Below are 14768 nucleotides of genomic sequence, written 5' to 3'. Positions count from 1 at the left end.
TGCCGACTATGAGAACCATCCGTAATTTGTCCGGCGTATTGCTGGCGCGCAAGGAAAACGATGCGGGAATTTTATTTTGCGAAAGCGGTCAGGAGCGTTACTTGTCGTATGGCCAATTACTTGTATTGGCCGGAAGGGCGCTCCATCTGCTGCGCGAGCAGGGCCTTGAGCCAGGGGACTTTGCCGTTATACAGACGGAAGATAACGAACGGTTTATCCTTCTATTCTGGGCTTGCGTGCTCGGCGGCATTGTCCCTGTACCTGTGACGGCGGCGCGTACGGACGAAGGACACAAAAAGCTGATCCAGGTATGCAAGCAGTTGGAAGCGCCGAGATTGCTCTGTGATGAAGAGCTTTGGCCGGGAATTCAAGGCTACGCTTTGAAGCACGGGGAGGCGGAGGCGCTGGCCCAGCTCGAGTCCGGCAGCGTGCCGGTTGCTGAGATATTTGCAGCGGCTGCGGATGCAGTTCGGCCCGAGGCTGAGTCATATGACGCTGCCGAGACGGACATCGCATTCATCCAGTTTACATCAGGTTCTACCGGAGATCCGAAGGGGGTCGTATTAACGCACGGCAATATTCTGTCGAACATGCGCGCCATTATCCTTGGGGCGCAGTCGACGGAGAGGGATTCTTCGCTAAGCTGGCTGCCACTGACGCATGATATGGGGCTCATCGGCTTTCATCTTTCGCCGCTGTTTTGCGGCATGAATCAGCTACACTTGTCAACCTCGACGTTTGTGCTTCATCCGATGAAATGGCTGGAACTTACGCATAAGCATCGGGTGACATGCCTCTCTTCGCCGAATTTCGGTTATGTGCATTTTTTGCAGCATTGGAAGCCGGAAGGAGCGGACGATTGGGATTTGTCTTGCGTCAGGCTGATTTTTAACGGGGCCGAACCGATATCGGCCGCCCATTGCCGCGATTTTCTGGAGGCGATGAAGCCGTACGGGTTAAAGGGGAATTGCATTTTCCCGGTATACGGGCTTGCGGAAGCGAGTCTGGCCGTAACGTTCCCGGGGACGGAAGATCACCTGAATACTGTCCTGCTTGATCGCCAATCGCTCGCTGTCGGACAGCCTGTACGAATGGCCGCACACGGGGATCATGCCGCGATCGAGATCGTCGAGCTGGGTTTCCCCGTACAAGAGTGCGAGGTGCGCATTTGTGACGAAACGGGAAACCCTTCGGCAGCAGGCAGCGTAGGCTTGATTCATATTAGAGGGCGCAACGTTACAAGCGGCTACTATAAGCGGCCCGATGTAAACAAGCAAATGATTTTCCCGGACGGTTGGCTGAATACGGGAGATTTGGGTTTCTTGCTGGAAGGGCGTTTATATGTGACGGGCCGCATGAAGGACGTCATTTTCGTCAACGGGCAAAATGTGTATCCGCATGACCTGGAGACGTTGATCAGTAGCCTGAAAGGGGCCGAAATCGGGAAAACGGCAATTGCCGCCGTTCAGGATCTGACGACCAAACGGGATGCGATCGCCGTTTTTATTCAGCATCGCGGCAAGACCGGCGGATTTGTACCGCTGATGGCTAAGGTGAAAAAACTGCTGAACAGATCGGCCGGTCTGGACGTTGCTTTTGTTGTCCCCATTCGGCGAATTCCGAAAACGACCTCCGGTAAAATCAGGCGCTACGTATTGGCGGAAGCGCTGCGCGAAGGCGAGTTTGCCGAAACGCTTGCCGAGTTGGCTGAGCTGGAAGCGGCGGCCACGCTTAAGTGGTGTGATGCGGAAGGCGGCGATGCCTTGCGTGGGGATGTCGGCTTGGAGCCAGCCATGGAGACGGAAGAGCGGATCATGACCATCTGGCGCGAGGTGTTGAAAAAGGATTCTATAGGCCGGAAGGACAGCTTTCTCGAACAAGGAGGCAATTCGCTCAAGGCGGCTTATGCCGCCGCCAGGCTGCAAGAGACGTTTGGCGTCGAGCTTACCCTTACCGAGCTGTTTTTGCATGATACGGTGGGTTCGCTGGCCGCTTTGCTGGAGCAAAAGGCGCAAGAGGGCGAAGGAACTGCCGCCGCCGTCCCTCCGCTGGTGTCCAAAGCGGAGGAGCGGACGGTTTATCCGGCGACCTCGGCGCAAAAGCGACTGTTCATTTTGGAAGAGCTGAATCCGGGGCTGCTGGGCTACAATCTGCCGTTTACGGTCCAGGTGAAGGGCCCGCTCGATATTGAACGATTCCGCGCGGCGTGGCAGGCGCTGATAGAGCGGCATCCGGCGCTGCGGACGTCCTTTTATATGGAAGATGGCAATGTGATGCAGCGCATTGAGCAGGCGGTTGAGCCTCCGCTTGCCGTCGTTGACGGAAGCAGCTGGCCGGCGTCTGTGCTGACGATGCGGCAGCGCAGCTTCCTGCAGCCGTTTAATCTGGAGCAAGCGCCGCTGCTGCGGATGGAGCTTGTGCGCCTGGAGCGCGAGTCCAGCGTGCTGCTGCTGGATATGCATCATATCATTACGGACGGAACGTCGATGGGCATTTTGATGTCCGATCTTACGAGGTTTTATGAGGGGAACGCGCCGGAGCTGTTGTCCATTCATAGCGGGGATATAGCGCTGTGGGAGGAAACGGGCCGAAGCGGCGGCTGGCTAGAGCGTCAGAAGCTTTATTGGCATGAAATCTTTCGGGATGGTGTGCTGTCTCCGGCGCTTCCGTCCCCCCGTCCAAGGCCGCAGAAGCCAAGCTACCGCGGGGCAATTGAGCGCTTCGAGCTGGAGCCGGAGCTTGCCGGATCGCTGCGGGCGTTGGCTGGACGCGAGGGTGTAACATTATACACCGTCCTGCTTTCGATTTATTATGTGCTGCTGGCGAAATATACGGGCGAATCCGACATCATTGTCGGCACGGCAGCCGCAAGACGGATGAGGCCGGAGCTGCAAAGCGTAGTCGGGATGTTCGTCAACATGGTTCCGATCCGCCTGCGCGGGCAAAGCGGTTTGCGCTTCGATCAATGGCTGATGCAGGTCAATGGGGAGGCGCTTGCGGCTATCGGCAATGGGGATGTGCCTTATGAAGAAATAGCCGAGTTGGCGAATGTGAAACGGGAATATGGGCGGAATCCGCTGTTCGATTCGGTGTTTACGCTGCAAAATATGGAGCTGCCCGAATGGAGGGGCAAGAATGTCGTTTATGCACCCCAAGAGATGGACAGCGGCACGGCCAAGTTTGACCTGACTTGGGAGTGCGCGGATAACGGCGTTAGTATCGCATTTACGCTGGAGTATGCGCTGGATTTGTACGATGAGCGGGCCGCCGCGCAATTGGCCCGGCATTATGTAGCACTGGCCCGGGCAGTCGCCGCGCAGCCGCATGCGGCGCTTGGTGAGCTTGATCCCATTGATGCAGGGGAGCGGGAACGGCTGCTCCAGCTTGGCCGTTCATTCGGCACCCAGCCGCAAGAGCTGTCGCTGCACAGGCTGTTTGAACGGCAAGCGGTGGAGTCACCGCAGCAGATTGCCGTTGAAATGGGCGAGAGGGCGTATACCTACAGTGAGCTGAACGAACGTGCCAACCGGTTTGCGCGCGCGCTTGTGCGGCGCGGCGTTGCGCCGGGGGCAAAGGTGGCTCTGCTGCTCTTGCGTTCGCCCGATATGATTACGGCGATATTGGCTGTGCTGAAAGCGGGAGCGGTCTATGTGCCGATTGACCCGCAATATCCCGAAGAACGGATTTTGTTTATGCTGCAGGATACGGAAGCGCGGGTGATCGTGACTGCGGCTGCGATGATGGAGATGGTCGCAGGGCTTGCCGGAGACAGCATAGATGTCGTCGACATGGATGGACTCGATACAAGATGGGACGGCGAGTCCGGCCATAATCTGGACTTTGATGGCTCGGCAGACGATCTCGCTTATATCATGTACACGTCCGGATCGACGGGCAAGCCGAAAGGGATTATGACCACGCATCGCAATGTGTCCCGGATTGCTGTCCATACCGATTATGTAAGCATTTCGGAAAACGATGCGCTGTTGCAGCTTTCCAACTATGCCTTTGACGGTTCAACGTTCGATTTGTACGGAGCGCTGTTGAATGGCGCGAAGCTGACGCTGGTTGGAGAGGAAGAGGTTGCCGACGTTGTGAGACTGGCCGAGCTGATTGAGGGCAGAGGCATTACCGTATTCTTTGTGACGACGGCGCTGTTCAATACGCTGGTCGATCATGGGCTGGAGTCGCTGCGCGGCGTGCGCCATATTTTATTTGGCGGAGAGCGGGCTTCCGTACCGCATATCCGCAAAGCGCTCCGCGCGCTTGGATCGGGCGTGCTGCTGCATGTCTACGGTCCTACGGAAACGACGGTGTTCGCTACCTGTTATCCGATTACGAAAACATGGGACAGTGAAGGAGCGGCCACCGTGCCGATCGGCGTGCCGATCGCGCGTGCGGAAACACTGGTACTCAATGAACAGAGCCGATTGCAGCCGGACTGGGTGCCGGGGGAGCTGTGGATTGCGGGTGACGGTGTCGCATCCGGTTATGTGAATTTGCCGGAGCAGACCGCTTCAAAGTTCCGGCCGCATCCATTCCGGGAAGGCGAAACCGTGTACGGAACCGGTGACCTGGTGCGCCGCCTGCCTGACGGAAATTTGGAGTTTCTGGACCGGATCGACAGTCAGGTCAAGCTGCGGGGTTACCGGATTGAATTGGGCGAAATCGAATGCAGGCTGCTGGATTGCGCGGGCGTTAAGGAAGCGTATGTGGCGCTGATCGAGAATGACGGTGCGCGGTATTTATGCGCTTATATCGTGGCAGAGCAAACCGAAGGGCAGGCAAGCGTTCGGAGCCAACTGACAGGCAAGCTGCCGGCATTTATGATTCCCGCCGCGTTTGTGCAGTTGGAGAAGCTGCCGCTGAACGGGAGCGGCAAGGTGGACAAAAAACGTCTGCCTGCGCCGGAGCGCGCAGCGGTCGCAGCGGCGTACGCAGTCCCATATGAAGCGCCCGCCACCGATACGGAGATCCTTGTCGCAGGATTGTGGCAAGAAGTGCTTCATGCGGGGCAGGTTGGCGCGCTTGACCACTTCTTTGAGCATGGCGGCCATTCCCTGAAGGCAGCCGCATTGACCTCGGCAATCTACAAGCATTGCCGGGTGCGCATGTCGCTCCAGGAAATTTTCAAGCTGCCGACGGTCAGAGAGCAGGCGGCTTGGATCGACAGCGCTGCTAAGGAAGCGTACGAACCTATTGCAGAAGCGCCAAAAGCCGCATCCTATCCGCTCAGTCCCTCGCAGCGGCGCATGTTTTTGGCGGAAAGCATGGCTGATATCGGACTAACCTATCACATTCCACTTGCTCTTAAACTGTCGGGTGTGGTGGATGAGACCAGAATCGCGTCAGCGCTTCGGAAGTTGATCGAACGGCATGAGCCGCTGCGGACCTCCTATCATTGGATTGATGGCGTTCCGGCCCAGATTGTGCACGATTCGGCCGATTTTGTTCTTCAAACGGCGGAGCTCACGGGGACGCCGCTGCCGGAATGCTTGAGCGAGTTTTTCCGGCCGCTCGAGCTCGCCGCAGCGCCGCTGCTCGCCGCATGTTATTGCCGGCCTGAATCAGAAGGAGCGGAGGCCTATCTGCTGCTCAACATTCACCATATCGCGGCGGACGGCATAGCCGTCAAGCTGCTGCTGGAGGAATTGACCGCTTTGATCGACGGCGCGGAACTTGCATCTTTGGCTCTGCATTACAAGGATTATGCCGTTTGGCAGGAGCGACAGTCCGGCTCGGAGCGGGCCAGGGCAAGCCGAGCGTTTTGGACGGAGCAGCTTGCAGAGCCGCCGGCGCCGCTCGATATGCCGCTGGATCGGCCGCGCGGCGACCGTCAGACATTTGCGGGCGATACGTATACCTTTCATATTTCGGCGGTGCTCGCCGCACGACTGAAAGAGACGGCCGCAAGCGCCGGAGCGAGCATGAACAGCCTTCTTTTTGCGGCTTACGCGCTGTTGCTCAAGGGAACGACGCATCAGTCGGAATTTGCAATTGGTTCTTTAGCGGCAGGCCGGACGCATCCGGACACGGCCCGGATGATCGGCATGTTCAACCAGTTTTTGCCGATTCGGATGCGGGTGGCGGACGAACTGCCAATCTTGGCGTTTGTCGGCGAGACCCATGGGCGTTTGCTTGCTGCATACGAGCATGGCGATGTCAGCTTCGAGCACATGATGGAAGTGGCCCAGTATTCCCATGACCCGTCGCGTAACCCGCTGTTCGATACGATGCTGATCGTTCACAACCAGTTTGAAGACGAGAAGCTGGCGGCGCGCGGCGACGGCTGGAGCATGGAGCCTTTGCCCGTCAACCACGGAACATCCAAGCTGGACTTCAAGCTCGATCTGTACAGCGATGGCGAAGGCGGTCTGCGGGCGGAGCTGGAGTATAATACGGGATTGTTCCATAAGGGAACGATGGAGCGGTTGGCGGATCGACTGCTATACATTTTGGAGCAAACGGCCGCCAGCCCCGACCTGATCTGTGGCGATGTCGCACAGGCGACACCTGCCGAAGAAGCCGCTTTTGCGGCATGGAATGATACGGGACATCCGTACCCGGCGGAGAAGACGATTCACGGATGGTTCGCCGAGTCCGCCCAGCGTTGGCCGGGTCGAACGGCGGTGCGGTCTGCCGAAGGATCGCTAACGTATGGGGAGCTGAACGACCGCGCGGAACGTATGGCTGCCGTGCTAAGAGGCAAGGGGGTTGTGGTCGAAACGATTGTGCCGATTGCCGCTCAGCGCTCGTTGTCCATGATGATTACGATCATAGCGGTGCTCAAGGCGGGAGGGGCCTATTTGCCGATCGACCCGGAGCATCCACACGAGCGGATCCGTGGCATTCTGGAGGATAGTGGGGCGAGGCTGCTTCTGGCGGGGGCCAAGTGGATTCATACGCTCCCGGCCTTCCAGGGAGAAACGCTCGATCTGGATGCGCTTACGGCTGCTGCTGCATCGGAGATGCCGAAGGGCGAAGAAGAAACGGACCTGCCGCCTCAAGCGGGCCCCGAGCATTTGGCGTATGTCATTTATACGTCAGGCTCCACCGGCAAACCCAAAGGCGTTATGGTGGAGCACCGCGCGGTGCTCAACCGGCTGAACTGGATGCAGACGACTTATCCACTGAATGAGCGTGACATTATTTTGCAAAAAACGCCGATCACGTTCGACGTTTCCGTATGGGAGCTGTTCTGGTGGAGCTTTGCCGGCGCTTCGCTTTATTTGCTGGAGCCCGGCGGGGAGAAGGAGCCATCGGTCATGCTGCGCGCGATTGAGGAGCAGGCGGTTACGGTTATGCATTTTGTGCCGTCCATGCTGGGTGTCTTTTTGCCCTATGCGGCGGACAGCGGCAGAGGCGGCGAGCTTTGTTCCCTGCGATACGTATTTGCGAGCGGCGAAGCGCTCAAGCCCGCGCATGTCGCAGGTTTTTACACCCTGATGGAGCGCGGCGGCCGCCAATGCCGGCTCATTAATCTGTACGGCCCGACGGAAGCGACGGTCGATGTCAGCTATTACGATTGCCCGGACGCTGGGGCGGGTACGATTCCGATCGGCAAGCCAATCCATAACATCCGGCTCTACATTGTGGACGAGCGGACAAGACCGCAGCCGATCGGCGTGTCCGGCGAGCTGTGCATCGCGGGTGCCGGTCTTGCGCGCGGATATCGCAACAGGCCGGATTTGACGGAGCAAAGCTTTGTTACGAATCCGTTTACCGCAGGAGATAAGCTGTACCGTACCGGCGATCGCGCAAGGTGGCTACCGGACGGTAATATTGAATATTTGGGACGCTTTGACCATCAGGTCAAGCTGCGCGGTCTCCGCATCGAATGCGGCGAGATCGAGCACGTACTGCTCTTACAGGCGGAAGTTCGCGATGCCGTGGTGACGGCAGTGACGGACCATGCGAGAGAGCCAGCTCTTTGCGCATATCTAGTGACAGCGGAAGGGGAGGCGCCGGAGGAAGCGAGCCTTCGGGCTACACTTAAGGAACTGCTGCCGGAGTATATGATTCCTTCGTATTTCATTGCTATGGAAGCGTTTCCGCTAAGCCCGAGCGGCAAAACCGACCGCAGTCGCCTGCCGCAGCCCCGGTTCGCTGAATCGGCGGCTTGCGGCGAGGCACCGGGTACACAGACGGAGCAGCGGCTAGCCGATCTTTGGCGGGAGGTGCTCGGTCTGGCTGCAAGCGAACCGGACAACCCGGTGGCGATCGGGAGAGAAGCCCATTTCTTCCAATTGGGCGGCCATTCCTTGCGAGCCGCGCAGCTTGCGGGCTTGATTGAACAGCGTTATGGAGCGGCGTTTGCGATGAAGGATGTGTTCGACGCTCCCCTGCTGCGGGAAATGGCGGCCCGCATCGACAACGCGGCTCCCAAGCAGGCTGCGGTTATTAACCGGGCTGAGAGCCGGCCGTTCTATCCGTTGTCGCTCGCGCAGAACAGACTGTTTGTGCTGCAGCAGCTTTATCAGGACAGCACGGCCTACAATCTTCCGCTTGCTCTGAACCTGACGGGCAAGCTTGATCAGGACAGGCTTCGCGAGGCGATTCAAGGGCTGATTGACCGCCATGAACCGCTGCGCACCAGCTTTGACTGGGCAGATGGCAAGCCGGTACAGCATGTCCATGAGCGGGTTTCGTTTGAACTCGCCGTGCATGCCTTGATGGATGCGGCGGACTTGAATACATTTGCGCGCGCGGTCGTCCGCCCGTTCGATTTGCGAAAGGCTCCGTTAATCCGGGCGTTTCTCGCGACGGACGGCGAAAGTCGGCATACGCTGCTGCTGGACATTCACCACATCGTCGCCGACGGCGTGTCCATGAATGTGATGGCGCGCGATTTCGAGCAGCTGTATCGCGGGGGCTCCTTGCAGCCGCTGCCCATTCACTATAAGGATGCCGCCGTTTGGCAGCAGGAGTGGATGGCTTCGGAGGCGAGAAAGCAGCAAGAGCAATTTTGGGCGTTCCGGCTAGCGGGTACGCTTCCTGTGCTGCAACTGCCGACTGATTATCCGCGTCCCCCTGAACAAAGCTTCGAAGGTGCCAAGCTTGCTCTGCCGATTCCGGCGGAGCTTGTCGAGGGGACCTCGGCGGCGGCAGAGCAATGGGGCGTTACGCCATTCCATATATGGCTTACCGCCTACCATACGTTATTGCATCTGATGACGGGGCAAGACGATCTTATTGTCGGCACGCCGATCGCAGGCCGCTTCCATCCCGCAACCGAGTCTCTGGTCGGCATGTTTGTCAATACGCTGCCGATTCGAAGCCAGCCATCCGGCGAACTGCCGTTCAGAGCGTTCGCCGAGCAGCTCAAAGAAATTGTGCTTGCGGCGCTGGACAACAGCTTGCTCCCGTTTGAGCATATGGTGACGATGCTGGATGTGCCGCGTGACCTGAGCCGCAATCCGCTGTTTGACACGATATTTGTGATGCAGCATATGGAGGCCGGACAGACGGCGGCGGACGCCTTGCAATTCGAGGTGCAAGTTCCGGACAATCGCGTTTCGAAGCTGGACTTGACGTTTGAGATTGCGGATCAGGGCGCAAAAGGCGCAGCTTTGACAATCGAATATAGGGCGGCGCTGTTTAAGGAAGACAGCATACGCAGAATGGCGGAATGGTATTTCCGTATTGTCGGCCTTGCACTGGCGGAGCCGGGGCGACCGCTCGGAGGGATCGGGCTGCAGGGCTCCGCAGAGGCACAGAAGCAGAGCGAAGCGTTCAATCGCACGGCAGCGCCGTATGCAAACGGCGATACGGTAGAGGTTTACCTCGAAAGGCAAGCGGCGGAAACGCCACAGGCCGTTGCGGTTGCGGCGGAGAACGGAGCATTGACGTATGCGGAATTAAACCGGAGGTCGAACCAGATGGCGCAGACGCTCAGAAAGCAAGGCATCAAGCGCGAGGAGCGCGTGGCCGTCGTGATGGATCGCAGTCTGGAGATGATGATTTCAATCTTTGGCGTGCTGAAGGCGGGCGGAGCTTATGTGCCTGTTACGCCGAGCTTGCCGCCCGATCGAATCCGCTACATGCTGGAGAATTCCGGAGCCAAGCTTGTCTTGACGAAGGGCAAAGCCCCGGAAGGGCTGGAGACGTCTCTGCCATTTACGGACGTTCATGAGGTGATGACGCAGGAGCGGGACGACTTCCCTGTAGAGAAGCTGCATGATTCACGTTCGCTTGCTTATGTGCTGTATACTTCGGGATCGACCGGACATCCGAAAGGCGTCATGATCGAGCATCATTCCGTCGTCAACCGGATCGGCTGGATGCAGAAGCAATACGGACTGGACGCAAGCGGAGTCGTTATGCAGAAAACGCCGATTACTTTTGATGTATCGGTCTGGGAGCTGTTCTGGTGGAGCTTTGCGGGAGCCAAGCTGGTCCTGCTGCCTCCGGGCGGCGAAAAGGACCCCGCGCTTATGATGGATACGATCGCGCGGCATGGCGTAACGACGATGCATTTTGTGCCGTCCATGCTGCACCTGTTCTTGGAGGATCCCGGCTTGCTGCGCGGCGATGCCAGGCTGGAGAGCCTGCGTCATGTGTTCGCCAGCGGCGAAGCGTTGACTGCGGATCAGGTGCGGAGGTTCCGCGAGCGGATCGGAGTTCCGTTCAATGCCAGGCTTGTGAATTTGTACGGCCCGACCGAGGCGACGGTTGACGTTTCCTATTACGATTGCTCTGACGACGATATTTCGATCAACGATATTTCGATCAATGTACCGATTGGCAAGCCGATCGACAACATCTCGCTTTATATCGTGAGCGAATCGATGAAGCTCCAGCCTGTCGGCATTGCCGGGGAACTGTGCATATCCGGTGCGGGTCTGGCGCGGGGTTATATCGGCCGGCCCGATTTGACGGAAGAAAAGTTCGTCGATAATCCGTTTACGGAGGGCAGTCTGATGTATCGGACAGGAGACCTTGCCAGATGGCTGCCTGACGGAACGATCGAATATTTGGGCCGAATCGACCATCAGGTAAAAATAAGGGGCCAGCGCATTGAATGTGGTGAAATCGAGCATGTGCTGCTCGGTCATCCGGCGGTCTCGGAAGCGGTGGTTATGAAGCGGGACGCCACAAGCGGAAGCGAATATTTATGCGCGTACATCGTTGGCTCCGAACCTGTGGACCACCAGGAACTGCGGGATTTTGCAGGGCTGCGCCTGCCGGATTATATGGTTCCGCAGGCCGTGGTGGAACTGCCAGCCATGCCCCTGTCTCCAAACGGCAAAATCGACCGGAAGGCGCTGCCGGAGCTGGAGCTGGCGGCGGGTAGCGCCACTCCGTTTGTCGAAGCGGCAAGCGATACTGAACTGGCGATTGCCGCTGTATGGCATGAAATTCTGCAAAGGGACGACTTCGGCATCCATCATCGTTTCTTCGATGTTGGGGGAGAATCGCTGCTGCTGGTGCGGGTGCATCAACGGCTGGAGGAGTTGTATCCCGGCGCTCTGGGCGTAACGGATTTGTTCACCTACCCGACGATCGCATCGCTTGCGGCTTATCTGAAGTCGAGAAATCGGGAGCTCGCCAGCTGGAGCTGGAGCGGTCTGTCGGTGGCAGACGACTGCGTCTGCAATGGTTATGCCGCGGAGCGTATCGGCAGCGTTCAGTTCCAACTGGACACGATGGTATCGGAAGGACTTACGGAACTTGCGGCATCCCGCTCGGTAACGGTCGAAGCCGCGGCGTATGCCGTATATCTATACTTCTGGCGCGGCAAGTCCGGCATGGGCCGGCTTGTGCTTCCGGCAATGACGGACAACGGGCTGATTGCTCCGAAGGAAATCGACTTTGGGGAGGTGCGGGATTTCGATACGCTGCTGCGGCATGCTGCCAAACGGGTAAACGCGGGAGAATGTTATACCCCGCGGCAAATCAGAAAGCAGCCGCAAGCCGAAGCCGGATTTGCCTTATTTCCGTTATTTGCAGGAGCAGCGCAGCACGGGTTCAAGGAGCGGGAGGGGCTATTGGAACGATTCGATGTTGTGCTGTATATGAGTGGTGCTGCCGCCGCACCACGAGGGGCGGAAGTGCCAGAGCTTGGCGGAGTATGGACGTACGACGCCCGGCGCCTCAGCAAGGAAGCGGTGCTGGATTGGGCTTCCGGTTATCTGGAGCTGCTGTCAAGCGTGGTCGAGCAATATCGCGTCGCAATAGGAAGCGCCGAATCGGGGACGTAGCATGGGCCAAGGCGGGCTTAGCCTGACCCTGAGAATACATCTGATAGAAGGAAGAAAGGGGCATTCCTGTGAAAAAAGTGTTGATCATGATAGGTAATATCGCTCTTTATCTCGGGGTCTTTTATGCGCTGCTCTATCTGCTTCGCTCTACTTACAATTACGAAGTGACGCTGTCCTTCGCCAAGTTTCTGGATCGCAATCCAGCCATGTTTATGGCTGTTCTGTTCACGTTGATTACGCTTGTTTATTTGCTCATCTTTCGTATCAAAGGATGGATATGGCCCCATGCGGAAAAAAATCTGTTTCGCGCGTCGGGCTTTAAACGGCTGAAAGCCTCGCGCGTCTTGTTAATGATTGGCTTGGGTCTTGCCGGAAGTTTGTTCAGTATCGGCCTGATCGTCATTGACGATATTGCGCGGCAATTTCCGTCCATTCCCGCGCTTGTCAACGATACGATCAGGGGGGATTCGATCTGGTATGTCATTCTGGGCGCCGGTTTGATCGGCCCGGCATTTGAAGAAATATTGTTCAGGGGTCTCATTTTCAGCGAGCTTCGCAGGGTTATGCCGGTATATGTGGCCCTGGTGCTGCAAGCCGCAGCATACGCCTACTTCCAGCCGAGCCTGGCGCTTTCAGTCATCAGCATCGGTTCGGGCCTGATTTACGGGTCACTGTATCTGCGCACTGGGTCGCTGTGGGCGCCTATTCTGGTACAGAATACGACCATGGGCACAATCTTTCTGTTTAAATACATCGGGTTCTACGAATGGTTTGGCAAGCTGGGCGATGTTTCGCTGTATATTATTACAGCGCTCTGTCTGGCTGCGTTGATTGGAGGTACCGTCTATGTCTGGCGGACCTCTGGCAGCGGAGGCATCGGCGCACGCGCCGGTCAAGCTCTGACGGCTGACACGCCGTCAGCAGCACAAAAGGGGGGCTGACCGCATGAAGGCGTGGGGAATGATGCTGGCTCGCGTGGCTGTTGTTATCGGCCTGTATTTTGCATGGTTTTTTACCGTAACGACATTATTTTTCGATTATGTGTACCCCAAAAGCACGTGGTTTGAACAGAACACGGTAACCGTCATTATTTTGAACGATATGGTGGGTTTGCCGCTCATGCTGCTGGCCTGGAGGCTTATATTCAAAGAAAATCTGTTTAAGGCGGCTAAGTTTCGCGTGATGGGCGGCAAATCAGTAGCGATCGCTTTATGGATCGGGCTTGGAGCCGGCCTGTTTACGGTCGCATTCTCCCGTCTTCCCGCCATTGCATCGGACAAGTACCAGTTCCGCGAATTGTTTGATTACCTGAACCGTGCGGAATGGTATGTATTTCTGGTTTTCCTGATTCTCGGAAATATTTACAAGGAGACGTTGTTCAGAGGCATTCTGATGAATGAGTTCAGACGCGTACTCCCGGTTTGGATCGCAATTGTGATTCAGGGCGTGTTGTATGGGGCGTTGTTCTTTTTCGGAGACATTCCGCTGTCGCTGTACGGTTTTCTCGGCGCGGTTATATTTGCGCTCTTGTATGTCTGGTTTAAATCCATTTGGGCGCCGATTGCCGCGCAAGTCGCCTGTCAGGGCAGCCAATACCTGCTTTGGCATTACGGGCCGGAGACGACGGACGTCACCGTCATGTCGGTTGTGATGGCTGTGGCGGCCGCCATGATTGCGGTTGGCATATTCCTTGCGGTCAAGCATCGCACTTCGATCTCCTTGACGCTGACTTCCGAGGCGGTGACGCCATTGTGAAGGGACTGCGAATAGCGGGAAATACCGTCTTATATTTGGTCATTTATGCGGCGGTCGTGATGCTTGTCAATCAAGTCCTCTACAACTGGGTCGGCGATCCCGGGCTGAAAGACTGGATCAAAGGCAATTCCGGCATTGTGCTGATTGTATCCAATATCATCGTGCTTGCCGTCTATATTCCACTGCTTCGCTGGCAAAAAATTTCGCTGAAGGATTTAGGATTAGTTCCTGCGCGGGCCGGATCTTTGCTGCTTTCCGCCGGGACAGGCGTCTGGCTCGGCTTGTTTATCAGCGCTTTTACCCGTCTTCCGTGGGTAAAAGCGACCTTTCCTCCCATTTCGGATTTGGTCGCATTTGTCGCTGGCGGCAGCCTGATCATTTTTGTGTTCGGCAGTTTGCTGCTGGGGTCTTTGCTGGAAGAATGGCTTTTCCGAGGAATGCTGTTCCATACGCTGCGTCAACGTCTTTCGGTTCCGTGGACAGTTCTGCTCCAGGCCGTATTGTTCGGAACGGTATTTATGAATGTGACGGTCGGCGCATTTGCGGCGCTTGGTGCGATCGTATACGGCGCCGTTCGCGCCGGGTCGTATTCGCTTTGGGGGTCGCTTGCGGCTCATGTGTGCAGCACAGGCACTTTGTATATCGTGCTGCAATGGGCGGGCGATTGGCAGTCCGGTACACTTGGATTACTAGCCCTGATCAGCGGACTCGGCATCGCCGCGCATATGTTGCTGCTGCTGCGCGGGATTGGTGGAAGGGCGGACAAAGAACAGGCCGTAAGCCATTCCATTACTAACTAGGAGGTAAGGGCGC

At 57.2% G+C, this 14768-nt stretch carries 4 protein-coding genes; all 4 read left to right on the top strand.

Features of this window, described 5'->3' with window-relative positions; translation table 11 throughout:
- Positions 1–8: 8 nt before the first annotated feature.
- Positions 9–12200, top strand: coding sequence for an amino acid adenylation domain-containing protein (locus tag MKY48_RS17290; protein WP_339290040.1), 12192 nt, complete (start codon positions 9–11; stop codon positions 12198–12200).
- A gap of 68 nt (positions 12201–12268) precedes the next feature.
- Positions 12269–13141 carry a type II CAAX endopeptidase family protein gene (locus MKY48_RS17285; protein ID WP_339264939.1) on the top strand — a complete coding sequence of 291 codons (873 nt, stop codon included), beginning with the start codon at positions 12269–12271 and terminating at the stop codon, positions 13139–13141.
- Between the two features lie 4 nt (positions 13142–13145).
- Positions 13146–13955 carry a type II CAAX endopeptidase family protein gene (locus MKY48_RS17280; protein ID WP_339264937.1) on the top strand — a complete coding sequence of 270 codons (810 nt, stop codon included), beginning with the start codon at positions 13146–13148 and terminating at the stop codon, positions 13953–13955.
- Positions 13952–14755: a CPBP family intramembrane glutamic endopeptidase gene (locus MKY48_RS17275; RefSeq protein ID WP_339264935.1), complete on the top strand. Its 804-nt coding sequence runs from the start codon at positions 13952–13954 to the stop codon at positions 14753–14755. The genes MKY48_RS17280 and MKY48_RS17275 overlap by 4 nt, the downstream gene beginning before the upstream one ends.
- Positions 14756–14768 lie beyond the last annotated feature (13 nt).

The sequence above is a fragment of the Paenibacillus sp. FSL W8-0187 genome, assembly GCF_037969755.1.
Classification (GTDB): Bacteria; Bacillota; Bacilli; order Paenibacillales; family Paenibacillaceae; genus Paenibacillus_AQ.
Note: the sequence above shows the minus strand (reverse complement) of the source record. Positions and strands in the feature narration are given on the sequence as shown.

Excerpts from the sequence above, each read along its gene's own strand:
- MKY48_RS17290 (WP_339290040.1), top strand. The coding sequence starts at position 9 with ATGAGAACCATCCGTAATTTGTCCGGCGTATTGCTGGCGCGCAAGGAA.
- MKY48_RS17280 (WP_339264937.1), top strand. The coding sequence starts at position 13,146 with ATGAAGGCGTGGGGAATGATGCTGGCTCGCGTGGCTGTTGTTATCGGC.